Genomic DNA, 23497 nt, shown 5'->3' with positions numbered 1-23497 from the left:
TCCTGGAACCTTGTGAAATCGTGCCGCCGCGCGGCGGGCGTGTACGGTGAACCGGTCGGGGCCGACCAGGCTGGTCAGCGGCCGACGGCCGCAGCGAGCCCTTGCACGCGCTGGCCGCCGGAAAGGCCCGTTATTCAGTGCGGGTCATGACCACGTTGAAAGGACAGCACGCGGGCCAGATCGGCCGGATCGCCGCGCATGCCATCGAGATGGACGGCGCCGGGTATGGCGACGAGCTCGCCGCCGAGCAGGCCGGCGAGCGTGCGTGACCCTTCCGGATGCGTCGTCGTGTCGTGCTCGCCATACCCGACGAGACAGGGCGCGGTAATCCGCGCCAGATACGGTCGGCAGTCGGTCGACATGATCGGGTGGTTCATCCGGCAGTACCGTTCGAGCAGCGCGTCATTCGCGAACGGATACAGCACGAGCGGCGCGAGATCCGGATCTGACAGACGCGCCATGAAACCCACCAGCACGCTGCGCAACGCCTGCACAGAGACCTGGTTCGACGTCACCATCTCCATCAGCGCCTGCAGGTTGCGCTGGTGCTCGGTCTTGGGCGCCTCTGCGCCCAGATCGAGATCGCCGAACCACAACGTCAATGTGCGCGCTCGCCGCGGATAGCGCGCGGCGAACGCGAGCGCAAGCACCGCGCCTCCGCAGATGCCGACGACGTGCGCGTCGTCCCATCCCGCGTCGTCGAGCACCGCCGCCGCATCGCCGACCTGGTCGTCGATCGCGAGCCCGTCGACGCGCCGATCGAGCGAACCGAACATGCCGCGCGTCTCCCAACTGGCGACCGGCCGCGACGTGCCGAGGCCCCGCAGCCAGCCTGCGGTCAGCTCGGCCGGCATGCCCGGCGCACCGATCAGCAGGACTGGATGCGCCCGATTCGACTGCCCGGCATGGACGACCGGCAACGGCACGCCGTCGGCCGCACTGACGTTGCGACGGACTACCACGCCCTCGAGCCCGCGCGCGCGCGCGGCCGCAAGCGCGTCGGAAGGCGAGCGGCCGGCATCCGGCAGCGGGCCGGCCCCGGCGAGCACGCGCACCGCGGCCTGCCCGAGGGGGTCCAGCATCGAATCGGGCGCGATTCGCCGCGGCGGGCGCATGCCGGCCGCGGCGAATAGCGCCTCGATCGCGTCGGGCGCGTCGGCGGGAATCCCGAGTGGAACGGGAAGCTGCCGCTCGAGCGGGACGAGTCGCAACACGGCGTCGGCAAGATTCATCGCGCGCCTGGGAACTTGAAGCCGCGCGTGGTCTCGCTGACGAGCCGGTTGTGCCCGTATTCGTCTCGTCCCGCGACGAGCGCCGCGCCGTAACGGTCGAGCTTGATGCTGCCGCCGTATTCCTCGATCGCGTCGGTATCGGGATAGACCCGCACGCAGGTCGGCACGTAACGCGCCGCGAAGCCGAGCCGCATCTTCTTCGTGTTGCCGACGTGCGGATGCGATGCGTGCATCAGCGTCGACCAGAACATCACCGACTCGCCCGCCCGCAACTCGATCGACACGGCCTTCTCGACCTCCGGCTGCCAGTCAGGGTCGATCTGCAGCTCGCGGTAGTCATAGCCGAAGAAGCCGCGCCGCACACCGCCATCCTTCTCCATCGCATTGATCCGGCCGGGGTTGTAGCGCATCTCCTTCGTCTCGTCGTAGAACATCTGCGTATGCGTGCCCGGAATGAACTGCAGGCAGCCCATCTCGATGCTGGCCTCGGTGAACGCGGTCCACACCGTGATCGTGCCGCCGAACGCCCGGTTCTGCGGCCAGACGATCTGCGGCGTGCCGGACGCATTCGCAAAGGTATCGGCCTGGTGCCAGTCGGTCCCCTCGTCACCGGGATATTTCGGGAAGAACTCGCTGCGCCAGCACAGCACGTCCGGCCCGAGAATCGACGTGACGCGGCCGACGATTTCGGGAGCAAACACGTGTTCGGCCAGCATCCGGGAATCGAGATGCCGATCGTAATTCGCGATGTTCGTATTGCCGGACACGCTGTCGAGATCGTAGACGGCGGCGGAGCGGTCCATGAGGCGCAGGCGTTCGGCCTTCCACAACGCGTCCATCTGTTCGGGTTCGTAGACCTTGATCGGCGCGATGAAGCCGTTGGCCTTGAACGAGGCGACTTCCTCGTCCGTCAGTCGGGGGAGCGTCGAAACCGTCATTCAGGTGTTCTCCAGTTGCTGGGGGTGGCGTTTCGATTCGCGGTTGACGACGGCCGCGATGTTCGTGATCGAACAGTCGCCGTCAAACTCGACGCCGGTAAGCGGCAGCCCGAAACGGGCGTTCAGTTGAAGGATGATTCGGCTGATCGACAGCGACGTCGCGCCCTGGTCGAACAGATCCACGTCCCACGACAGCCCCGGGTCGTCGAGCGCCTCGCCGCAGATGCCGGCGACCACTGCTGCGATCGAGCCCGTTGGCCGGCCTTGTCGCGCCGATTCGGCCTGACTGAGTGTTTCCAGTGTTTTCATGAGTGCTTGCCCGTTACGTTTTCCGTTGGAAGTCAGAGGGATGGCAGGAACTCCGACAAGGCGCGCCGGCACCATCTGCGGCGGCAGTCGTCTTGCCGCCTCGGCCATCAGCGCGGCGGCGGAGTGATTTCGCGAATCGGGCACGTAGAACGCGAGCAGACGCCGGTCGTCGTCACCCAGGTCCTGGACGACGACGACGCAGGACTCGATGCCGTCGATCAGGCCGAGCTGATACTCGACCTCGCGAAGTTCGATCCGGAAGCCCCGGAGCTTGATCTGGTCGTCGCCGCGCCCCACGTAGCGGAGTTCTCCGTCGATGCGGCAGCCGAGATCGCCGCTGCGGTACGCGCGCACGAGCGCACCGCCGGGGCCGAGCGGCAGCATCACGAACCGTTCGGCGTCGAGTGCCGGGCGCCGTAGATAGCCGCGCGCGACACCGGCGCCCGTCACGACGATTTCGCCCGTCTCGCCCGGCGGCGTCGCCCGGCCCGCGGCGTCGAGCAGATGCACGTCGAGATCGTCGAGCGGCGCGCCGATCGGCGTCGCCTGTTCGTGGACGAGGTCGGCGCAGGACAGCGCGCGATAGGTCACGTGAACCGTCGTCTCGGTGATCCCGTACATGTTGACGAGCCGCGGCGCGTCGTCGCCGTAGTGTTCGAACCAGCGCCGGAGATGGCTCGCCTCGAGACGCTCGCCGCCCATCACGATATGGCGCAGCGCGGGAAACCGGCGGCCGGCCGCGATCGCCGCCCGCGTGAAGTGACTGAATGCGGTCGGCGTGAGCGACAGCATCGTGACGCCGGCCGACTCGACCAGCGCAGCGAAGCGTCCGGGCGCCTCGGCCACCGCGGCCGGCACGATCACCAGCGTGCCGCCGTGCAGCAGCGCGCCCCAGATTTCCCACACGGAAAAATCGAAGCTGACCGAGTGAAACAGCGTCCAGACATCGTCGGCGCCAAAATGGAAATGGCGCCCGCTCGCACGAAACAGCCGCGTCACGTTTCCGTGCTCGACGACGACACCCTTCGGCTGTCCGGTCGAGCCCGACGTGTAGATTACGTAGGCGCTGTCGCGGGGCGTGACCTCCACGCCGCGCCGAGCCGGTCCGGACGACGCGGCGAGGTCGGCCACGACGCGTTGCGCGCCTCCCGGGACCGGCCGGGTGTCGCCCGCCTTCACGACGACGCCGGCCAGGCGCGCGTCGTCGGCGAGATAGCGCAGCCGTGCGTCGGGATACCGCGGGTCGAGCGGGACGTAAGTGGCGCCCGCCTTGAGGATGCCGAGCATGCCGACGATCAGCTCGCAGCTGCGCTCGACATACAGGCCGATCAGCGCACCGCGCTCGGTGGCGACGCCTGCCAGCCCGCGCGCGACCGCGCTCGCGCACGCATCGAGTTCGCGATAGGTCAGGCGCACACCGTCGGATTCGAGCGCGATGCGCTCCGGCGTCGCGGCGGCCTGCCGCTCGAACAACGTATGCAGGCCGGCGGCTTCGGAAGAAGACGATTTCAGGACGTCCATGCTTGTCTCGACAAGTGATGTTCGGCGCGCGCCATCAGCTCCTCCGCGAGCGCGTCCACGTGGCGGCTCGCGCGGCTCTCGAACGCGCCGCCGCGCGCAAATGCGTTGAATGCGCCCATCGCCGGGCCGCTGTGAATCTGGAAATTGGCGCGCTCCGCGTCGACGCCGTCGATCGCAGATTCGATCGAACGCGAGAAGTACCATTTGAATACGCGTGCCATGCGCGCCTTCGGGTCCGTTTCCAGGCGTGCCAGCTCGGCCGGCCGGTGCCGCGCGAGCCGTTCGCGCGTGAGATCCCAGATCGCGTCGAGCGACATGCCCATGAAGCGCTCGAAGCCGTCCCGCGTGCGCGCCGGGAGCGCGGCGATGCTGTCGTGGGTTCGGTAGGCCAAGTACAGCTGGTTCGCGCGGGCCGGAAAGAGCGTGCCGCGCCGGACGACCTGCACGCGCGCGCCGGTGACGAACAGGTCGCCCGCCGGTGCGTAGGCGGTGTCGTGCAGCGCGAGCTCCGCGAGCATGTCCTTCACCAGGTCCGAGGTGCCCGCTTCCGGCGAGCACTGGTTCACGGACCCGACCAGCACGAATTCCGCACCCAGCACGAATGCCGCGGCAATCGATTCCGGCGTGCCGAGCCCACCCGCCGCCCCGACCCCGGTCACCGCGTCGAGCGGGGCCTGCGCCGTCATCGCGTCGCGCAGCCGCACGATCGCCGGCAGCAGCGCCAGCGCCACGCCGCCGTCGGTATGGCCGCCGGAGTCGGACTCGACGCACAGCTCCGTCGCAACGGGCAAACGCCGTGCCGCCTCGATCTCCGTCGCATCGAGCCGGCCCGCCTGATGCAGCCGCGTCAACAGCGCCTCGCCCGGCGCAGCGAGAAATGCGCTCGCGACCTCGGCGCGGGACACCTTGGCGAACACCTGGTTCGGCGCATGCGCGCGTCCGTTGCGGATCGACGCGCCACGGAAGCGAAATTCGACGATGGGCGCGCTCACCTGCATGAACGCCGACGCCTCGATATGGCGCACACCATGCTTCAGATACAGATCGACCGTCTGTTGCTCGAGCGTCAGGCGCTCGGGCGACGCCAGCAGGTTCATGCCGAACGGATGCGCGTCGCCCAGCATGCCGCGCAGCTCGACGATCGCGCGCTCGACCTCGTCGAGCGGCAGGCCGCCCGCGCCGAAGAAGCCGAGCAGGCCGGCGCGCGCGGCGCGCACGACCATCTCGACCGACGCGATGCCGCGATACATCGAACCGGCCACATAGGGGAGACGCACGTGATGCCGCTCGCAAAACGCGCGGCCGAGTCGCGCCCCGCTCCGTGACGGGACGCCGGCCATGCGCTCATCGTCCGCCGGCGCGCCCACGAAAGCCGACGGCCCGACCGCGGCCTGCTGCGTCGCCTTCGCGTCGGGCGCGACAGCACCGATGGATCCAAGCGCCTCGTTCCAGAGCTTCGACATCGCTTGACCCGGGCCGATCTGCCGCGCGGTCACGACGCCGCACCGGCGCAGCATCGTCAGCCCGTCCCACCACCGGACGCTGCTTGCCATCTGTCTCGCGAGAATCGTCCGGACATCGCCCTGCGGATACAGCTCACCCGTCACGTTGGCCACGACAGGCGTGTGCAGCGCGCGCATCGGCGTGTTCGTCAAGACCGTCGCGAAGCGGTCGGCGGCCTCGCGCATGTGACGGGAATGGAACGCGGCGCTGACGGCGAGCGGAATCACGTTCGCCGTGCGCGTCTTGCGCAGATGCGCCGCCAGCGCCGACACGCCTGCGGCGTCACCCGATACGACCAGTTGCGTCGGTGAATTGATGTTGGCGATCTCGATACTGTCCGCGCAGCCCGCGCGCGTCATCTCGGCCTGCAGCGCATCGTGATCGAGCCCGAGCACGGCGGCCATCGCCCCGCCCTCGACCTCGCCCATCAGACGGCCGCGCTCGGCCACGAGGCGAAGCCCCGTTTCGAAATCGAAGCAGCCCGCTGCGTGCAGCGCGTTGAACTCGCCGAGACTGTGGCCGGCGTAGTAGTCCGGCGCCGCGCCGTTCTCACGTTCGCGGTAGGCACTCAACGCATTGACCACGAACAGCGCCGGCTGCGTGAATGCCGTCCGCTTCAACTGCTGGCCGACGTCTTCGAGACACAACGTCTCGATCGAATAGCCAAGAATCGCATCGGCCTTCGCGACGTACTCGGGATACGCCGCGAACAGCTCGCGTCCGCCCATGCCCTTGAACTGGGCGCCCTGACCGGGAAACAACCATGCCACCGGTTCCTGCTTTCGCCTATCCATTCGCCATCCTTACTGAATCGCCAACTTGCCGGGATGACCCGGCAGCGCGCCCGCTCCTGGTTCAAAGCGCTCCCACAGCCCGTCGAGCACGCGGCCGGGGCCGATCTGCACGGCCTCGGTCACGCCCCGGTCGTGCAGGAACTGCATCGTGTCGACCCATTTCACCGGCCGCACGATCTGTGTTTCGAGCACCTCGCGCACCGTGCCGGGCTGGTATACGTGGCCGGTAGCGCTCGATACGGTCGGCCATTTCGGATCGGCCAGTTCGAATTCACGCAGCATGTCCCTGAAGCGCGCGGCGGCCTGCTCCGCGTATCGCGAGTGGAACGCACCGCCCACATGCAGATGAACGGTGCGCGCCAGCTCACGCTCGACCAGTACTGCGTCGAGCGCGGCGATACTCGCGTCGGGGCCGGCGAGCACGGTCTGGGTCGGCAGGTTGTAGTTGGCGACGTCGAGCCCTGTCAGGTCGAGTTCGTCGATCACGCCCAGCAATTGCTCGAGATCGGGGCCGATCACGGCGAGCATCGACCCGTTCCCCGCCGGCGCCATGCAGCGCGCGCGGCACTGCACGATCCGCAGCCCCGTTTCGAAATCGAAGCAGCCGGCAGCGAACAGCGCGCTGAACTCGCCGAGGCTGTGTCCGGCAAGGAAGGCCGGCCACGGCTCACGACGGCGTCTTTCCAGAAACATCAGCGCATTCACGACATACAGTGCCGGCTGGCAGTATTCGGTGGTCGAGAGGCGCTCGTCGGGATCCTCGACGCACAATTCGCGGATCGAATATCCGAGAATCCGGTCGGCCTTGGCGACCAGACCCGGGAACAGATCGAACACCTGCGCGCCCATTCCGCGCCGTTGCGTGCCCTGCCCCGGAAACAGCCACGCGCGGCTCATGTCCGCACCGCCGCCGCGCACGCGCCGTCGTCGGCCAATCCGCGCACCGTCGCCACCTCCCACGGATAGCGCCGGCTGCGTGCGAACTCGGTCAGGCGCTGCACGACATCGGGCGACGCCAGGATCGTTTCCAGCTCGTCCAGCGCGCTGTCCAGCGTGACGTTGTCGATCGCGTCGAGGCGTCCCAGATAGCGCTTCGCGCGGCCGATACCTTCCGGCGCGACCATCCGCAGGCGCTGCAGCAGCTTCGGCAGCGCGTCGTCGGCCAGCGTGTCGGCAAGCCCGCACGCTTGCGCGGCCTCGGCGTCGATCGGCAAGGTCGTCAACGTCATCCGCCGGCATGCCTGAAAACCGATCCGCCGAATCAGAAACGGGGCAATCAGGCACGGCACCAGCCCCCACAGAATCTCGGGCAAGCTGAACACGCTGCGCGGCGTCGCGATGACGTAGTCGCTGGCGGCCGCAAGGCCGACACCGCCGCCACTCGCCTTGCCGTCGACGATGCTGACGACCACGACATCCGCCTCGGTCATGTGCCGCAGCAGTTCGAGAAAGCGCTGACCACCCGAGCCTCTGACCGCATGGCCCGTCGCCGCCGCCTCGAGATCCATGCCGCTGCTGAAGTGGCCGCCCGAGCCTTCGATGATCAGCGCGTGCGCGGCCGGGTCCGCTTCGCATGCGCGCAACGCATCGTGCAACGCATCGACAATCCGCGGCGACAGCTTGTTCTGGGTGGCGGCGGCGTTAAGCACGAAACGGTGCCAGCCAGGCCCACGCTCGGTCAGGACTTCGCGGTTTTGCATAGTCAGGCCCACCGATATTCGCGATGAAAATTGCGGATGCCCGCCAGCACGAGCAGGCCGCTGCCGTCGAAGTGAGACTTCATGATGTGCGCGTAAGACGACAGGTCGGGTTGGAGATCCTGCACGCCGCACATCCTTTGCAGGCTCAGGTCGCTGATCCGCTCGTAATCGTCCATCCCGAGCGCGAGCCGGTCCGCGATCGCGCGCGACAAGCCGCCCTCGCGGAAGCGTCGGATGCCTTGCGGCTGGACCACGCCGCTGTAGAACTCGGACGCGCATCCCGATCCGTACGAGAACAGGCCGATGCGTCGCGCGACCGCCTCGTCGACGTGTTCGAGCAGCGAGCACAGCGCCAGATAGAGCGCCGCAGAGTAAACATTGCCGACCATCTGGCAGACCCGGATCGACGGCTCGACTCGCGACGCGAAATCGGCATCGATGTCGGCCGCGGTCCAGCCGCCGACGCGACTCAGCAGGCGGCGATGCGCCGACTTGACCATCCCGGCGAACGGCGTATGGAGCACGAGATAGCGGAACGAATCGGCCAGATCGACGCCCTCGACCCGTTCGCAGTAGTGCCGGTAGCTGGCCTCGAGACAGGTCATGTAGGACAGGATCGACAGATCGCTGTCGCCGGCCTCGAGGTCCGGTCGCGGGCGCAAGGTGTCCATCACCTCGAAGCTGTGATAGCCATTCGCGCCGAAATCGACGGCGAGTATCTCGGGCTGGTTGCTGACGAGCATCGCAACCGCGCCGGCGCCCTGCGACGGCTCCCAGTAGGTGTTGCGCGCCGCGATGCTCGACGCGTCCGCGGCGATCACGAGCGCCTTCACACCAGGGCGCGGGCTCGCTTTCACAAACGACAGCGCCATCTGCAACGCCGCCGTGCCGCCATAGCACGCATGCTTGACCTCGAATGAACGGCAGCGTCGCGAGAGCCCCAGATAGTGCGCGATATACGTGCTGATCGGCTTGCCGAAATCCAGCCCCGACTCGGTACCGACGATCACGAGTTCGATCGCGTCGCGTTCCTCGGGCGACAATGCCTCGATCAGTGGCTTGGCCGCATTGACCCCGTTGGTCACCGGGTCCTCGATCGGCAGATTCACCGACTTGCGCGCCATCAGCAGATTCGACATGCGCGCCACATCAAGCCCTCGCGCCTCGAAAAGCTCCGCGACGCCGAGCGACATGCGTCCGACGTACGCGTGAATCGCCTCAATTCCTACATTCATACGTGCTCCGCCGCATTGTGGTCACTTCTCACGCTCGCTAATTAGGTATGCGAATTTTCAACGGCATCGATGTTTCGGCCGTCGAGGTTTCCAACATCACGATTTTTCCATCCGAACAGGCCGCGGCAGCCCCTCGCGACGACACCTCAGAAGATCGTCGCCGCCTTTGCGCGCCATGCCGATTGCGGCGCCCCCGTGCATTCGGTACCGCGATCCGGCATCTCCCCGCCCGCCTGCGTCATACGCGTATCGGGCCACTCGACGCGGGTCAGGTCGATCTCCGCATCCCCGCCGATGCGCAGGGCCAACGACTCGACGTGTCCGTCGTGGGTCACGTGCTGGGCCAGCCGCCACGGCCCGGCCGCGGCTGCCGGCGCAGCGCGCAGGCACGGCGCCGCCTCGAATTCGAACGCAAGCTCGCAAAACGGCAGGTGAAGCCCCATTCCGACGGCCTTCGCGACGGCCTCCTTCAAGGTCCAGAGCCTGACGAACTCGGCATCGCGACCGGGTGCGTCGAGTCGTGCGATGCGAGCCCGCTCCGACGGAGCGAGACACGCCTCCATGACGACGCGGCCCGGATTGCGCCGAAGCGCCTCCACATCGACGCCGCAAGGAATCGTGCCGCTGACGACACAGGTCACGCGCGTCTCGCAATGCGAGAGGTTGAAGCGCGGACGGCATCGAAACCACTCATCCAGTTCGGGACGGCCGTATCGGCCCGTCGAGAAACGCCACTCGCGGGGCGCGCAAGACGGCTCGGCGTGGCTCAGCGCCCGACGCAGCAGACCATGCGCCGCCAGATACGCGCGCCGATCCCGCTCGAACACGAAACGCCCGGCACGCGCCATCTCGTCGTCGTCGCATGACGCGGCGAGCGCCTCGAATCCACTCGCCCCGAGCGCATCGATCGACGCGCTCCACCAGGCGACCTCGTGCCGGCTCGACGTCATGCACGACGCGTGTCGATAGTCAGCGTGCTCTTCATCGGGTTCCCCGCGTCGGCGTCGATGCGCGCGACCGCGTCAAGGCCGACAAAGGCCCCGGAGCACGCATCGGCAACCACACCCGCCTCGATCGTGGCGACGCCGTTCTCGAATGTACCGTCGTGACGCAGGACCAGTGCGCCCTGCAAGCCGCCGCTGGCGACCGTGATCGTCTCGAATCCGCTGAACAGCGCCGTCGACGGCGTCAGATAGACGAGCGAATACGTGACGTTCGATACCGCGTCGAATCCGCCTTCGTACTGGTAAGTGACGGCCGCACTGGCCATCTTGCGGCCGCCGCCGAATTCCGACAGGGTCTGTTCCACCCAGTTCTGCATAGTCCGAACCACGACTAACTGTTCGTTCATGTTGGCACCTTGTTAAACAACGCCCGGCGTTGATCGATCTATTTCAAAAAGAAACGCTTCGGTGAACGAGAGGCGAATTCGAATGCTCGGTCGTTCCCGCGCCAAAACGGAGCAATTCTCCGACATACGACACTCCACAGCCAAATAACTTTTTATTATCTTGATAAGTATTCCGATAAACAGATGTGAATGTTATCGCCAACATGTGACGCGAAATACTTTGTCGATATTTTTTTCATCACCTTCTCGCCTCCCAGTAATTCATTGTGCTAGCATCCGCCCTGTTTGATCCCGCAGGAATAGCTCACGCAATACATGGAGACTGATCTGCATTCCCAACGGAAGGGAGTGAATCGATCTGAACCATAACGCGTGCACGGGCGTTTCCTGGCTGCCTTCAAACACGAAGCGACCAAAAACAGTTATTTCAAAAAGACCGTACCCATGTTTCAAAAAGACTGCCATCGTCATTTTTGTTATTGATATGTCAGTTTCAAAAAGACTGTTTTCGTTTCAAAAAGACCATCATTCCATTCCCAGAAGAATGTTGCGTCTGTTTCAAAAAGACCTTGAATAGGCGATTAACTTTTTTTCAGCTGACTGCGCACCGCCTCGATTAAGGTAGGCGGATCGGTCAGTTGGGTGGTCCAGTCATGGATGATCAACTGTGGGCAAGAATCGAGACACTGTTACCTCCACCGAAGCCGCGCCGCTTCAAGTACCCGGGCCGCAAGCCCGTACCCGACCGCGTGGCCCTGATGGGGATCATTTTCGTTCTGAAGACAGGCATACGCTGGGGCGACTTGCCGCCGGACCTGGGTTGCGGTTCAGGTGTCAGTTGCTGGCGCCGTCTCCGCGACTGGCAACAGAGCGGGATATGGGAAAAGATGCAAGCGATCCTGATGGACGAAATCGATGCGGACGAAAAAATCGACTTCTCACGGGCAGCAAAACGTGCCGGAGCCGTCCGCAGTCCACGCGTGAAAGAGGGGCTGCCGCGCAGTCAGTCCGGCGAATCGTCAGGCACGCGGATCACGCTTTAGCCGCAACGGAGTTCGCCAGGAAGATCGCTGGTCTCCCAATCGTGCCACGGCAAGGGGACTCGACGCATCACCTCACCGGCAGTATCGGCCGGCGGCGTTCACGGCAGAGGGGCGTATTGGTCTTCCTCTATAGAATGGATCCTCCTTCCACCTGAACCCCTTATATCCATGCGTTACATCTGCCTGCTTAGAGGAATCAACGTCAGTGGCCATCGCAAGGTGACGATGAAAGAGTTGCTGGAATTGTGCACGGATTTGAAATTCCGGAACGCCGTCAGCTACTTGCAGAGCGGCAATCTGGTTCTCGAATCGACGCTGAAGGCAGCGGAACTCGAATCGACGCTCGAGCGTGAAATCGCCGACCGTTTCGGCTATGCCGATGTCTCCGTGATGGCGCTCACCAAGGCCAGTCTCTCGGCCGTGATCGACGGACTACCGAAGCACTGGCGCGAGTACGACCCGTCCAAGCTGCACTTCTCGTTCCTGAAGATGGCGGGCGCCCAAGCCGGCAGCACCGCGTCGAAAGACTATCTTCCCGACGAGTACGCGGTCGGCGAGCGCGTGGTCTACGTCCATTGCCCAAACGGATATGGACGCACCAAGCTGAACAACAGCTTCGTCGAACGGCTGACTGGCACGCAGGCCACGACCCGCAACTGGAACACCACGCACCACCTGCTTGAACTCGTCGCGTCCTAGCTGGCGCGACATCTGAACGACCCGGCGCCAGCTCGTCCAGGGCCAGCGCATCAGCCAGATGAACCAAGGAAATGACAGACAACCGAACCAGTCGTGATACCCGCAGCTTCGTGTCGGCTGCCGTCGCACAATTGCCCGACGGTGCCGCGGCCATGCATTCGCTGAACGCCGGGATGGTGATCCATCGCGAGGCCCAGGTCCATTACGACTATCTGCCCGAGGCGCGCGCGTTCGCGATCCAGCTTCAGAACTACATGAACAAGAAGCTCTCTCCCGACGCGGTCACGCTCGTCTACGAGGAAGTGTTCGGACGTCACGGAAAGATGCACTGGCTCGTTCATATGAAGACCCCGTCGGACTATGGCCGCCTCCTCGACCTGGTCGACCACGACAAGGCGTTCCAGGACATCTATCAGGAAGACCGTCTGCCCGAGCGAGGCGGTGGCAACTGGGAGCGGATCTTCGTCCAGGGCAGCTTCCGCGAGCACGTGATCGTGCCGCAGCACGGTTTCGCACGCGAAGCGATGGACGAACTGGATCCGCGCAGCTTTCTTCCTCCCGCGCGCCACCAGATCGCGGACGCGAACGCGCCGTTCCTTCACTCGGGCAATTGCGGCGTGCTGGTGCTTCGCTCGCTGCAGGCCCGGTACGAATCGCGCGACCTCGCGCGCTTCTATCTGAGCGAATGGCAATCCGCTGTCAACGCTCGTCTCGGCGGAAGCGCCACCGTCGCGCAATTCGAGGAAATGTGGGGTACGCAGGACCGCCTGCATCTGCTGATCCATTTCCGCGACCTCGATGCCTGCCATGCACTGCGGCAACTCGAGGCGACTGACTCGGCGCTGCGCGAGCTAATGGGCAAGCCGCGCGTCAACCTGAACGGAGAGCGCTCGGCCTGGGGCGGCCTGTTCGAAACGGGCTCGATGCACGACGTCGTGATGCTCGCCGTCGAGCCAGATCGGACCTGAAAGCCACCATCGGCATGACGATATCGAGTCATGCCCCATCAACTTCAAGGAGTACGAATCATGTTGACCCGCAAGAGCGCTTTCAAGATTACGCGTTGGGAAGAACAGGAAAACGATCAATGGGCAGGCGGCAAGCTCACGCGCACCGTGGCAACCAAGGAGTTCACCGGCGAGCTCGAAGGCACGGCGGTACTCGAGGCGATCATGCTGCGCCTGTCCGGCGATGACGGCGTGATGAGCTACGTCGGCGTCGAACGGATCCAATGCACGATCGACGACCGTGAAGGCACGTTCATCCTCACTCACCACGCCGAGGCGCGGCACGATGAGCGTCATGCGACCTGGAAGATCCTGCCCGGCTCCGGGACGGGCGGCCTGATCGGCATCCACGGAAGCGGCAGCATCACGCCGGACCACGACTTCCTCCTGACCTACGCTTTCGGCGAACAGTGATGCGTCTTCTGGGTACCTTCAACGGCTGGCGTACGCGCACGCCGAAGCTGACGCCGTCGCGGGACACCGGTGCATTGACGGTACCCGACTTGCTCGACGCGCGCGCCGACGCCGGCGCCGATCACGCGCCGTTGCGCCTGCCTTCGGGCGCTCGGCTGACGTATGGTGCATGGCGCGCGCGCTCGGGCTCCGCCGCACTCGGGCTCTATCAGAACGGGCTGCGCATCGGCGCTCGGGTCGCGCTGATCTTCGACGGACTGGACTGGCTCGACTACGCGGTCGCTTATATGGCCGTCCTGCGTTGCGGCGCGACCGCCATTCACATGAACGGCCACATGCCGGATGCGGAAATCCAGCGTCGGCTCGCCGAATGCGACTGCTCGACCCTGATCCGATCGCGCTTCGTCGCGCCGCCGCGCGGTTTTTCCGGCCAGCATTTCACGATCGACGAACTGCTGCGCGGCGACGAATCGCTGTCGGCCATCCCGATCGCGCCCGACAGCATCGCCGAGATCCGCTATACGTCGGGCACCACGGGCGCCGCAAAGGGCTACCTCGTCAGCCACGACAACCTGACCTTCGGCCGCACCCTCGACTCGATGCAAGCGCTGTCCGGCGCATCGGGGATGTTGGTGCCGATGACGCTTGGCACCTCGACCAGCGCGACGCTGCTCGTGATCGCCCTGACTTCGACCGCGCCGATGCTGCTGTGCTCCCCGCTCGATATCGAATCGATGGGCGAGCTGATCGAGCGCGAGCGGATCACGGCCTTCATGATCACGCCGCGTGTCGCGCAGGAAGTCGTCGAGGCTCGGCTCGGCGAGCGCCACGATCTCGGCTCGGTCCGGCTGATCGCGTCGGCCTCGTCGCCGCTGAGTCCGTCCATGGCTGCGTCGATGCTCGCGATGATGCCGAATGCGACCTTGCAGATCGCTTGCGCGCAATCGGAGGCGAGCCCCGCACTGCTGACGCATACCTATACCAAGGACCGGCCGTTCTCGGTCGGCCGGCCCTCGCCTGCCACGGAAATCCGCGTCATCGGGCCGGATCTGAGCGATGCGGCGGACGGCGAGCTTGGCGAACTCTGGCTGCGCACGGCGGCACCCAAGCGCCTGTTCCTGACGGCGCCCGAAGTCAACGCGTTGCTGCGCAAGGACGGCTGGTACCGCACCGGCGATCTGGTGCGCCGCGACCCGAGCGGCGAAATCGAATTCTTCGACCGCAAAGCCGACGCGCTCGTACGCGACGGCCAGCTGATTTCGTCGATTCACATGGAGGCGACGCTGATGAACGACGCAAACGTACGTGAAGCCGCCGTCGTGTCGGTCGAACGCGGCGCCGAACCCGCGCAGATCGTTGCCTTCGTCGCGTTGCGCGATCCGAATGCGTTGCAGTCCGTCAAGGGCGCGTTGTCGAACACCGTCCCGCCGGCGCAGTTCCCGGACGCGTTCGTCGTCGTGTCCGCACTGCCACGCACGCAGAACGGCAAGGTGCTCAAGCGAGAACTTCGGCTGAACGTCGGCATCCGGTAACGGAGCCGCCCTCTGATGTCACCAGGAAAAAAGCAAGGATCCAGCCATGTATGACTTGATCGTGGTCGGCGCACGCGTTGCCGGCTCGCCCGCCGCCATGCTCGCGGCCCGTGCCGGCCTGCGCGTGCTGCTGCTCGACCGTGCGGGCTTTCCGTCCGACACGCTGTCGACGAACTACATTCATCAGCCCGGCTGTGCCCGCCTTGCGCGCTGGGGCTTGCTTCAAAAGGTGATCGATTCCGGCTGCCCGGCAATCCCTCGCACGCGTTTCGAAACGCGCGGCATCGTGATCGAAGGCGGAATCAGCACCGATTATGTCCAGGACGCGGCCTACGCGCCGCGCCGCTACGTGCTCGATCCGCTGCTGCTGGAGGCCGCCCGCGATGCGGGCGCCGAGTTCAGGGAACATTGCACGGTCGTCCAGACGCTCACCCACGACGGCCGCGTGGCCGGCGTGGTGCTGCGGGATCGATCGGGCGCGCTGTGCGAGGAGCGGGCGCGTCTCGTCGTCGGCGCGGACGGCATGCATTCGACGATTGCGCGCCTCGTCGGTGCAGAGGTCACGCGCGAGGATCCGATCATGACCTGTGCCTATTACTCTTTTTGGCAGGGTCTTAATTCGCATTACGAACTTTACGAAGGCGACGACCTTTGGGTGGGCGCCGTACCGACCAACGACTCCGTTCTCGTCGCCACGTATTTCCCGCAGCATGCGTTCGAGTCGATCCGCTCCCGGTCGTTCGATGCGCATCTCGATGCCATCGCCACCTGTGCGCCCGCGCTGCGCGACCGGATGCACCGCGCGACGCAGACCGGCAAGCTTTGGGGGACCGGCGTGCAGCGGAATTTCTTTCGACGCGCCGCCGGCCCGGGATGGGCGCTCGTCGGCGACGCCGGTCATCACAAGGATTCGATCAGCGCCCGCGGCATCACCGACGCGTTCGTCCAAAGTGAACTGCTGATCAAGCGGATCCGGCACGCGATTCACGACGACGCGCAACTCGACGCGGCACTGGCCGAATTCGCCCGCGATCGCGACACGCTGATGATGCCGGGCTATCTCGCCACGCTCAGTGTCGCGCAGATGGACAAGAAGGACAGCCGGCTGAGTCTGCTGCGGGGAGTAGCGGCAGACCCGCGGCTCACGGCCTTGTATTTCGACGTCGTGGCGGGCATCCGGCCCGGGGCCGACCTGAAGCGCGCACTCGACGAACGTATTGCCGCCACGCAGCCCTGACGCCTGCGGCTTGCTCATTGTTTCGCCGTTCCTTTCCACCCAACACACGCAGAGGAATCATGACCCAACACGCCAACCACCCGCTCGCGGACAACGACGTGCCGTGCGCGCGCCATCAGACCGCGATTCCGTACGAGCAGATTCTGCACTCGGCCAATTCCGGCCTCGTCGTCCACCGCAAGGCGATCGCGAAGGCCGAGTTCCGCTCGGAGGCCCGCATATTCGCACGTGAGCTCGGCGAATACATCACGAGCCGCCAGATCGGCGTGGCGTCGGTGTTCGTCTACGAAGAGACCTTCGGCACGAAGGATGTCGTGCACTGGCTCATGCACATCTCCAGCCTCGATGCTTACCAGACGATGGTTCGGATGGGCAACAGCGATCCGGGCTTTCGCGAAATCTTCTTCAAGGAGCGGATCGACGCGAAGAAGGGCGGCGGTACCTGGGACCGGGTCTTCGTCGACGGCAGCGTGACCGAAACCGTGCTTCTGCCTCAGTTCTACGGGATGTACGGCACGGCCGTCGAAGGCCGACCGGCCGTCGTGACGAAGGAGACGAGTTCCGGCGGCCTGATCCTGCCGCCCGCGCAACATCAGACATCGGTGCCGCCCGAGCAGTTGCTCAACTCCGCCAACGCCGGCATCGTCATCCATCGTACGGGCCAGCTGGCTTTTCGCTTTCGGTCGGAGGGACGGCAGTTCGCACGCGCAGTCGCCGAAACGATCAACACGCATCAGCGCGGCGTCGCGTCGGTGTTCCTCTACGAAGAGGCATTCGGGCGTTCGGACCGCATTCACTGGCTGATTCACCTGAAGGACCTGTCGGCCTACTACTCGCTGATCGACATGCGCGCGGCCATGACGCCGGAAGTGGCGGCCGTCTACAGCAAGCAATGGATTCCCGACGAGAAAGGCGGCGGCGACTGGAGCCGCATGTTCCTCGACGCGACGCTCGAGGATGTCGCGCTCACGCCGCAACACTGGAACATGTATGCAACCCAAGGCAGCGCGCAGGCTGCCGTGGAAGCGTCCGCCGCGGCAGTGGAGTAAGGCCATGGCGCCCGAGGGCATGAATCCCGGTCCGCGACGCCGTGCCGCGCGCGGCCGACGGAGCGGCTGGTCGTGCCCGGCCGCCGGCCCCGTCGGCAGCCCCGTGCGGGGCTGCCCGAACCGGGCCGACACTGACAAGCAAGTTATGACGAGATGCTCTCCTTGACTCTTTCCGCCAGGGCGTGGGTGATCCCCGGTCTGTCGCTGCTGCTGAGCGCCTGCTCGGTCAGCCCGCCCCCTTCGCCCGCCATGCCGGCCGCCCCCGCCCGATGGAGTGATCGTCCGGGCGCCGACGCCGCCGTTGCATCGGTACCCGCCACCAGCACCGCCTGGTGGACGAGCCTTGGCGACCCCGCCATCGACGCACTGATCGAGGCTTCGCTGGCCGGCAATCCAACGCTCGAGCAGGCGGCGGCCCGCGTCGATCAGGCTCGGGCCGCGGCAGGCATCGCGGCCGCACAACGGTTGCCGACGCTAACCGCCAACGGCTCCGCGAGCCGCGCGCAAACCGCCTATGTCAACGGATCCGGCAACAGCGCCGGCTTGGGCGGCAACGCCAGCCAGATCGGCCAGAATCTCGACCTGCTGTACGGCACCGCGCAGATCGGCCCGGCGCTGTCGTGGGAAATGGATCTGTGGGGACGTGTCCGGCAGTCGCGAATCGCCGCGAACGAGCGGCTCGCGGCCCGCAACGCCGACGCCCGCAGCGCGCGCCTCGCCATCGAAGCCGAAGTCGCACGGAACGTGGCCGAATTGCGTGCGTGCCGATACTCGCTCGAGGTTCGCGACAGCGATATCGCATCGCGTGACCTCGAACTCGGCCTGATCCGGCAACGCCTGGCGGCAGGCAACGTGGCCCGCATCGACGAGGCCAGCGCGATCGGCAATCTCGCCGCCTCCCGCGCCAGCCGTGTGGATCAGGCCGAACGCTGCGACCAGCTCGACAACGCGCTGGTCGCGCTGTCGGGGCTCGACCTCGACACGGTCAAGTCGCTGATGCACCGGCCGCTCGCCAGCAACGCCCGCATCCCGGAACCGCCGCCGACACGGCCGGCACTGCCGGCCACCGTCCTCGCGATGCATCCCGATATTGTCTCCGCCCGGCGGGAAGTCGACGCCGCGTGGGCGGACATTGGCGTCGCGCGCGCGGAACGGCTGCCCCGACTCGAACTCGACGCGATGCTGGCAGGCCAGTGGCTGACCGCGCTTGGCAAAACCTTCAGCATTCTGGCCTGGTCCGTCGGCCCCGCGGTCAGCGGAACGCTGTTCGACGGCGGCGCGGGCAGCAGCAAGGTCGCCGCCGCGCGCGGGCGCTATCGCGAAGCCGTCGCGAATCTCGACGCGCAAATTCGCGAGGCCGTACAGAACGTCGAAAACGCGCTCGCGCACCAGGCATCGGCCGACGCACGCCTCACGTCGTCGCGCGAAGCGCGCCAGGCCGCCGGCGACACGCTGCGCGCCAACGAGGCCCGCTGGCGCGCCGGCGCGATCAGTCGCTTCGAACTCGAAACCTCGCGTCGTCAGTTCGAAACGGCCGAGGAAAGCGTTATCGACGCAGCCCGGGACCGCTGCACGGCCTGGGTCGCGCTGGTCAAGGCGACCGGTTACGGGCCGAGTCTCGCGACCGCCCTGCCGAGCTCTTCAGGCGACTCTTCCCCATCATGAAACCCGCAATGATCCGACTCTTGAAGCTGTCCGCCGCGTGCGCGCTGGTGGGCATTGGCGCCGGTATTTACGCCTTCGCATCCGCCCCGCCCGGCGACAAGACGCCACGCCCCGGACGCGAACCCGCACTGACCGTGACGGCCGCAACCGCGCGCGAAGTCGACTGGCCCGTCACGGTCAATGCGTCCGGCGCCATCGCCGCCTGGCAGGAATCCAGCGTCGGCGCTCAGGTCAGCGGCCATCGCCTCATCGAGGTCGACGTGAATGTCGGTGACATCGTCAAGCGCGGCCAGATTCTCGCGCGCATCGACGCGGAACAACTGCGCGCCGAAGTGCGCCAGTCGGCTGCCACGCTCGCACAGGCGGAGGCCACCGCCGCGCAGGCCGAACTCAACCGCGCGCGCATGGCCGGCCTGCGCGACAGCGGCGGCATCAGCGAGCAGGAAGTCCTCCAGTACGTCACCCAGGCACGAACCTCCAAGGCGCAAGTCGACTATGCGCGGGCTGTCCTGGAGCAACAACGCATCCAGTTGCGAGATACCGAAGTGCGCGCGCCCGACGACGGCGTCATCAGCGCGCGCGACGCGACCGCCGGTTCGATCGTCACGACCGGGCAGACGCTGTTTCGCCTCATCCGCAGCAACCGGCTCGAATGGCGCGGTGAACTGACGGCCTCCCAACTCGCCCGGATCGGCATCGGCGGTACGGTCGCGCTGTCGTTGCCAGACGGAACGAGCGCCGATGCGCGGGTCCGCAGCCTCGCCCCGTCGCTCGACCCGAAGACACGGCTCGCGCTCGTCTACGCCGACATCGTCCCCGGCAGCCAGGCGCGTGCCGGGATGTACGCGAGCGGCGTGCTGTCGGTCGGTCGGCACAAGGCGCTCGTCGTGCCGTCCGACAGCGTGGTGGTGCGTGACGGGATCAGCTACGTGCTCGCGCTGCACGATGGCAGCGCGACGCCGAATGTCGATCGACTGACCGTCACGGTGGGCCGCCGGATCGGCAATGAAGTCGAGGTCCTGAGCGGGCTCGTCAATGGTCGCCGCGTAGTGGTGCAAGGCGCCGGCTTCCTGAACGACGGTAACGTGGTGCGCGTGGCTGACGCCCGGGCTGGAGGCGCATCGTGAATCTCGCCAACTGGTCGATCCGCAATCCCGTCGCCGGCATCCTGCTGTTCGTGCTCCTGTCTCTGGCCGGCATCGCCGGCTTTATACGCCTGCCCGTGCAGGCGTGGCCCGACGTGCAGTTGCCGACCGTCGAAGTCACGTTGACGCAGCCCGGCGCGGCACCAGCCCAGCTCGAGGCCGATGTCGTGCGCAAGGTCGAGAATGCGCTCGCCGCGCTCGCGTCGGTCAAGCACATCCTGACGACCGTCACTGACGGCAAGGTATCCATTTCAGTTCAGTTCGAGCTGGGCAAGGATCTGCCGAGCGCGTTGATCGAATGCAAGAACACGGTGGACAGCATCCGCCCCCAACTGCCCGCGAGCCTCGAACAGCCCGTCGTCGCGCCGGTCAACGCGTCGGGCGATCCGGTACTCGTCTACGCTGTGTCGTCGTCGCGCATGAACGAGCGCGACCTCTCCTGGTTCGTCGACGACACCGTGTCGCGCGCGGTGCAGGCGATCCCCGGCGTCGGCGCGTTCCAACGTGTCGGCGGCGTGCAGCGGCAGGTACGCGTCGAAGTTGACCCGACCCAGATGGCTGGGCTCGGCATCAGTTCGGCCGACGTGTCGCGGGCGCTGCGCGACATGCAGCAACAGTCGTCGGGCGGTCGCACCGACCTGGGCGGGTCCGAGCAGTCGATCCGCGTCATCGCCACCGTCCATCAGGCCAGCGAGCTGGCTGCGCTTCCGCTCACGCTGCGCGATGGCCGCACGGTCCGGCTCAACCAGTTCGCGACGGTCGCCGATACGCACGCCGAACGCACGCAGATGGCATTGCTCGACGGTAAGCGGGTTGTCGCCTTTAGCGTGTCGCGGGCGAAGGGTCATGACGAAACCGCGATCGCCGCGCAGGTCGGCCATGTGCTGGCGCAGTTGGGCGCCAGCCACCCCGATGTCCGCTTTCTGGCCACGGACGGCTCGATCACGGCCACGCGGGCGGTCTACTCCGGTTCGATGCACATGCTTTACGAGGGCGCGCTCCTCGCGGTGATCGTGGTCTGGTGGTTCCTTCGGGACTGGCGCGCTACGTTCGTCGCCGCCTGTGCCCTGCCGCTGTCGATCCTGCCCACCTTCGCGGCCATGTCATGGCTCGGCTTCTCCCTCAACACGCTCACGCTGCTCGCGCTCGCCGTGGTGATCGGCATTCTGGTCGACGACGCGATCGTCGAAGTCGAAAACATCGAGGCACACCGCCGCAACGGCAAATCGATCCGACGTTCGGTGGAGGATGCAATCCACGAAATCGCACTGCCCGTCGTCGCCACGACGATGGCGCTCGTCGCCGTGTTCTTGCCAACCGCGACGATGGCCGGCATCACGGGCCGCTATTTCGTGCAGTTCGGCTGGACCTCCGTGATCGCGGTACTTGCGTCGCTGCTCGTCGCGCGCGTGCTGACGCCCATCCTGGCGATCGCGCTGCTCGGCAACCGGCCCGTGCACCGCGAGCGCGACGGCCGCCTGATGCAGCGCTACCTCGATGCCGTCCGCTGGTGCCTCACGCATCGCAAGCTGACACTGGGCGCGGCGGCCCTGTACTTCGTCGGCTCGCTCGCGCTGGTTCCGTTCATACCGAGCGGCTTCGTGCCGGCAACGGACAATTCGAGCACCAGGGTCACACTGAGCCTGCCGCCAGGCAGTTCGCTGGCATCCACGGTCACCATGACGGAAACGGCACGCGCGGCGCTGGCAACCTTGAAGGGCGTGGACCATGTCTTCGCCAACGTCAATAAGATCAGCGCTGAACTGACGCTGATTCTGGCGCCGCGCGGCGCACGTCCGAATCAGACCGAGATCGAAGCGCAGGCCCGCCGCGCGCTGTCCGGCATCCCCGGCGCACGCTTCACGGTCGGCGGCAGCGGTGCGGGCGACCAATTGCGCCTGATTCTGGCAAGCGACGACGACGGGGCGCTCAACCAGGCCGCACGCGCACTCGAAAGCGAACTCCGCGGTGTCGGATCGTTGACGAACATCAACTCGACAGCCAATCTGGAACGGCCCGAGCTCGTCGTTCGGCCGAATCTCGACCGCGCGAGCAATGTCGGTGCCAGCACCGAGGCGATCGGAGACGTCGTGCGCATCACGACGAGCGGTGATTTCGGCACGAACCTTGCCCGACTGGATCTCGACAATCGCCAGGTCGACATCAATGTCAGCATGCCCGACGCGTATCGGCGCGATCTGTCGGCGCTCGCCAATCTCCGTATCCCGACCACAACCGGCACGGTCCCCCTTGCCTCGGTCGCCACGCTGGCCGTCGGTAGCGGCCCGTCCAGGATCGACCGCCGCGACCGCCGCCGCTATATCGTCATCAGCGCGGACCTGGACGGGATGCATCTCGGCGATGCAATTTCGGCCGCCTACAAGCTACCCTCCGTGCTCGCGCTGCCGACCGGGGTAGCGCTGATTCCCGACGGCGATGCCGAATTGCAGGGTGAACTGGCGAGCAGCTTTGTAACCGCAATCGTCGTGGGGATATTGTGCGTCTACTGCGTACTTGCGTTGCTGTTCCGCGACCTGCTGCAGCCGGTGACGATCCTTTCCGCACTGCCGCTGTCGATCGGCGGCGCTCTGCTGGCCTTGCTGGCCACCCGCAACGAGCTCAGCGTTCCGTCGATGCTCGGGCTGCTGATGCTGATGGGCGTGGTCAGCAAGAATTCGATCCTGCTCGTCGAGCACGCGATCCTGCGTGTTCGGGGCGACGGCCTTACGCTCAATCAGGCCCTGCTCGATGCATGTTACAAGCGTGCCCGGCCGATCGTCATGACGACCGTGGCGATGACAGCGGGCATGGTCCCCATCGCGCTCGGCTTCGGCGCCGATGCCAGCTTCCGCCGGCCGATGGCGGTCGCCGTGATCGGCGGCCTGATCACGTCGACGGCGCTCAGCCTGCTCGTGGTGCCGGTGGTGTTTTTCTACATCGACAGGTTCCGGCAGTTCCTGATTCGCATGACCACCCGGCCGGCGCGCACACGCGTGACGGTGAGCCGTGGCATGACACCCGCCCCAGCGCAACCGAAGACATCCCGCTCGCCAGCGGGCGCCGCCGGTATGCAAAACGAATAACCGCTGATATGGCGGTCCACCCCGGAGGGCAGCGACCGTC

The 23497-nt window shown here is 66.1% G+C and carries 18 protein-coding genes and 1 pseudogene; 10 read left to right on the top strand and 9 right to left on the bottom strand.

The window, feature by feature from the left end:
* Positions 1-134 precede the first annotated feature (134 nt).
* The 9 genes from AC5LXX_RS30925 to AC5LXX_RS30885 all read right to left on the bottom strand — a co-directional run bounded on the left by AC5LXX_RS30925 (position 135) and on the right by AC5LXX_RS30885 (position 10583).
* The gene (locus AC5LXX_RS30925) at positions 135-1232 is read right to left on the bottom strand and encodes an alpha/beta fold hydrolase (RefSeq protein WP_493413933.1); all 1098 of its coding nucleotides are present in this window, start codon (positions 1230-1232) and stop codon (positions 135-137) included.
* The gene (locus AC5LXX_RS30920; RefSeq protein WP_493413932.1) at positions 1229-2170 is read right to left on the bottom strand and encodes a chlorinating enzyme; all 942 of its coding nucleotides are present in this window, start codon (positions 2168-2170) and stop codon (positions 1229-1231) included. Before AC5LXX_RS30920 ends, AC5LXX_RS30925 begins: the two co-directional genes overlap by 4 nt.
* Positions 2171-4000, bottom strand: coding sequence for a non-ribosomal peptide synthetase (locus AC5LXX_RS30915; protein WP_493413931.1), 1830 nt, complete (start codon positions 3998-4000; stop codon positions 2171-2173).
* Positions 3988-6297 carry an ACP S-malonyltransferase gene (fabD, locus tag AC5LXX_RS30910; RefSeq protein ID WP_493413930.1) on the bottom strand — a complete coding sequence of 770 codons (2310 nt, stop codon included), beginning with the start codon at positions 6295-6297 and terminating at the stop codon, positions 3988-3990. The genes AC5LXX_RS30915 and fabD (AC5LXX_RS30910) overlap by 13 nt, the downstream gene beginning before the upstream one ends.
* Before the next feature lie 9 nt (positions 6298-6306).
* On the bottom strand, positions 6307-7194 hold the full coding sequence (gene fabD / locus AC5LXX_RS30905; RefSeq protein WP_493413929.1) for an ACP S-malonyltransferase: 888 nt from the start codon (positions 7192-7194) through the stop codon (positions 6307-6309).
* Positions 7191-7946, bottom strand: coding sequence for an enoyl-CoA hydratase-related protein (locus AC5LXX_RS30900; RefSeq protein WP_493413928.1), 756 nt, complete (start codon positions 7944-7946; stop codon positions 7191-7193). The genes fabD (AC5LXX_RS30905) and AC5LXX_RS30900 overlap by 4 nt, the downstream gene beginning before the upstream one ends.
* Positions 7947-7999: 53 nt before the next feature.
* The gene (locus AC5LXX_RS30895) at positions 8000-9232 is read right to left on the bottom strand and encodes a hydroxymethylglutaryl-CoA synthase family protein (protein WP_493413927.1); all 1233 of its coding nucleotides are present in this window, start codon (positions 9230-9232) and stop codon (positions 8000-8002) included.
* Positions 9233-9378: 146 nt separating this feature from the next.
* Positions 9379-10182, bottom strand: a complete 804-nt coding sequence (locus tag AC5LXX_RS30890) for a 4'-phosphopantetheinyl transferase family protein (RefSeq protein ID WP_493413926.1) — start codon at positions 10180-10182, stop codon at positions 9379-9381.
* Positions 10179-10583: a DUF3224 domain-containing protein gene (locus AC5LXX_RS30885; RefSeq protein WP_493413925.1), complete on the bottom strand. Its 405-nt coding sequence runs from the start codon at positions 10581-10583 to the stop codon at positions 10179-10181. The genes AC5LXX_RS30890 and AC5LXX_RS30885 overlap by 4 nt, the downstream gene beginning before the upstream one ends.
* Positions 10584-11236: 653 nt before the next feature.
* Here AC5LXX_RS30885 and AC5LXX_RS30880 point away from each other — a divergent pair.
* The 10 genes and pseudogenes from AC5LXX_RS30880 to AC5LXX_RS30835 all read left to right on the top strand — a co-directional run.
* Positions 11237-11459: pseudogene (locus AC5LXX_RS30880) on the top strand (transposase); the annotation flags it as partial.
* A 335-nt stretch (positions 11460-11794) separates the two neighbouring features.
* Positions 11795-12325: a DUF1697 domain-containing protein gene (locus AC5LXX_RS30875; protein ID WP_493413924.1), complete on the top strand. Its 531-nt coding sequence runs from the start codon at positions 11795-11797 to the stop codon at positions 12323-12325.
* A 71-nt stretch (positions 12326-12396) separates the two neighbouring features.
* Positions 12397-13293, top strand: a complete 897-nt coding sequence (locus tag AC5LXX_RS30870) for a DUF6039 family protein (protein WP_493413923.1) — start codon at positions 12397-12399, stop codon at positions 13291-13293.
* A 60-nt stretch (positions 13294-13353) separates the two neighbouring features.
* The gene (locus tag AC5LXX_RS30865) at positions 13354-13746 is read left to right on the top strand and encodes a DUF3224 domain-containing protein (RefSeq protein ID WP_493413922.1); all 393 of its coding nucleotides are present in this window, start codon (positions 13354-13356) and stop codon (positions 13744-13746) included.
* On the top strand, positions 13746-15278 hold the full coding sequence (locus AC5LXX_RS30860; RefSeq protein ID WP_493413921.1) for a class I adenylate-forming enzyme family protein: 1533 nt from the start codon (positions 13746-13748) through the stop codon (positions 15276-15278). The genes AC5LXX_RS30865 and AC5LXX_RS30860 overlap by 1 nt, the downstream gene beginning before the upstream one ends.
* A 61-nt stretch (positions 15279-15339) precedes the next feature.
* Positions 15340-16515, top strand: a complete 1176-nt coding sequence (locus AC5LXX_RS30855; protein ID WP_493414314.1) for an NAD(P)/FAD-dependent oxidoreductase — start codon at positions 15340-15342, stop codon at positions 16513-16515.
* Positions 16516-16574: 59 nt separating this feature from the next.
* Complete coding sequence (locus AC5LXX_RS30850; protein ID WP_493413920.1) at positions 16575-17564, top strand: DUF6039 family protein; 990 nt, start codon at positions 16575-16577, stop codon at positions 17562-17564.
* 162 nt (positions 17565-17726) lie between these two features.
* A complete protein-coding gene (locus AC5LXX_RS30845) occupies positions 17727-19229 on the top strand; it encodes an efflux transporter outer membrane subunit (protein ID WP_493413919.1) in 1503 nt (500 codons plus the stop codon).
* An 8-nt stretch (positions 19230-19237) separates the two neighbouring features.
* The gene (locus AC5LXX_RS30840) at positions 19238-20356 is read left to right on the top strand and encodes an efflux RND transporter periplasmic adaptor subunit (protein ID WP_493413918.1); all 1119 of its coding nucleotides are present in this window, start codon (positions 19238-19240) and stop codon (positions 20354-20356) included.
* Positions 20353-23457, top strand: coding sequence for an efflux RND transporter permease subunit (locus AC5LXX_RS30835; protein ID WP_493413917.1), 3105 nt, complete (start codon positions 20353-20355; stop codon positions 23455-23457). The genes AC5LXX_RS30840 and AC5LXX_RS30835 overlap by 4 nt, the downstream gene beginning before the upstream one ends.
* The last annotated feature ends 40 nt before the right edge of the window (positions 23458-23497 follow it).

It is taken from the genome of Burkholderia torrens (assembly GCF_984668525.1).
Note: the sequence above shows the minus strand (reverse complement) of the source record. Positions and strands in the feature narration are given on the sequence as shown.